A 1,402-nucleotide genomic window follows, 5' to 3' on the forward strand; every position below is an offset into this window, starting at 1 on the left:
GCATCGCCTAGATCTTCAATGCCTGCTTGATTAAGCTTAAAGACATTGCGCAATTTGGCAAAGCGCTCCCCAATCTGATCTCCCGTCATATCAAAAGCTACAGCTGCTTTAGCGGCATAAATGCTAAAAGCTTCCAGATCTTGTTCGCCAATCCCTGCTTGGCTGGCACTGGTCATCAATTCTAAGACTTCACGCGCCGCTAACGGAATCTTGGTGGAGGTTTCAAGCGCAAAACGGCGCAATTCCTTTAAGCGATCAAGGGGGGCATCGAGAACCTTTTCTAGTCCCTTCATCGATTGATCAAATTGCATGGCTTTATAGAGCGGTGCAATTAAGGTTGCTGTTTGCGCAATGGCACCCACCATACGCCCCCGCGCTTGGATAAAAGCATTTTCCGCATTCTTTGTCGCATCCTCAAGATGCTCCGGGTCAAACCACCCTTTAAAATGCTGCCTTGTCTTGTTTTGGAAATGCGCAACATCTGAACTAAAGGCTGCAAGATCCCGCTTGGCAGAAGCGATCCCCTCTTGCAGATGATTGACAAAACGCACAACAAGGGAAACATCCATGACGATTCTTTATCCTAACTGATGGCTTTCATATTCTTGAGCTTTCAGGCGTGCGAGTTCTTCTCGATAGGCAATCACATCCAGCCAATCCATCTGGTTAATCTCTGAAGGCGCCCAGTGATAATAAAGGGCTAGTTCTGCCCCAAATTGTCTGGCAGAGAGGATTGGCGTTGCGTAAAAAAAGCAAAAAAAGCCTTCAATATTGCGACAATATCCATCACATCAACTCGATCAATCAATTCAATAGATTCACGTGACATATCAGCCAAAAGTGCTGTGATGCCTTCTGTTGCCTCACTTGTGAACAAAACTTGAGAAAGCTTCGTGATAAGCACATCATTGCTCAAAGTGGTTTTATCCTCTTCTACAGCGGGCAGAACGAGCTCTACCAACTGCGGTCCAATCAACACCGCTAATTGGCGTGCTTGCTTGAAATTTGGGCGATAAAAGGTCAGTTTCTTGCAGAGAGATTCTTTGCCACCTTTATCTTGATAAGGAAGCGGAACCTGCAATTCCACGTCAATGCTGGTTTGTAAACTTGTCATGATCAATTCCTATAAATTGAGAACCCTATCAATAATGAGAGCTTATAAGTTGAGAATAGAGCGGCGGCGAGAACCGATCTCTTGCCCATTGCGGACAAGCCAGCCGCCCCGTTTAAAAGAAAAGCGGTGCAAAACAGAACCATCCCAAAATTCCGTATAGTCCCAAATATTTTTGATCTCGCAATCATAGCCTGTGGCTTTCCCAGCTGTTAAGCCTTCGCTATCGACTTTGACCAACCGCCCTGTCACATCAATGGAATGTTCATGCTCACGCCCATCTTCTTCAGA

2 protein-coding genes and 1 pseudogene are annotated in these 1,402 nt (G+C 45.8%); all 3 read right to left on the reverse strand.

The window, feature by feature from the left end:
* Positions 1-569, reverse strand: a 569-nt coding sequence (locus ACFILZ_RS09770) for a phage tail tape measure protein (protein WP_375682388.1), incomplete at its 3' end; no start/stop codon positions are given.
* Positions 570-700: 131 nt separating this feature from the next.
* Entirely contained in the window at positions 701-1,114 is a 414-nt protein-coding gene (locus ACFILZ_RS09775) for a hypothetical protein (protein ID WP_375611057.1), read from the reverse strand.
* Positions 1,115-1,156: 42 nt separating this feature from the next.
* Positions 1,157-1,402: pseudogene (locus tag ACFILZ_RS09780) on the reverse strand (phage tail protein); the annotation flags it as partial.

The sequence above is a fragment of the Bartonella sp. AP40SXNS genome (assembly GCF_042195825.1).
Lineage (GTDB): Bacteria > Pseudomonadota > Alphaproteobacteria > Rhizobiales > Rhizobiaceae > Bartonella.

Coding starts and splice junctions, on each gene's coding strand:
- ACFILZ_RS09775 (WP_375611057.1), bottom strand. CDS start 1,114: ATGACAAGTTTACAAACCAGCATTGACGTGGAATTGCAGGTTCCGCTT.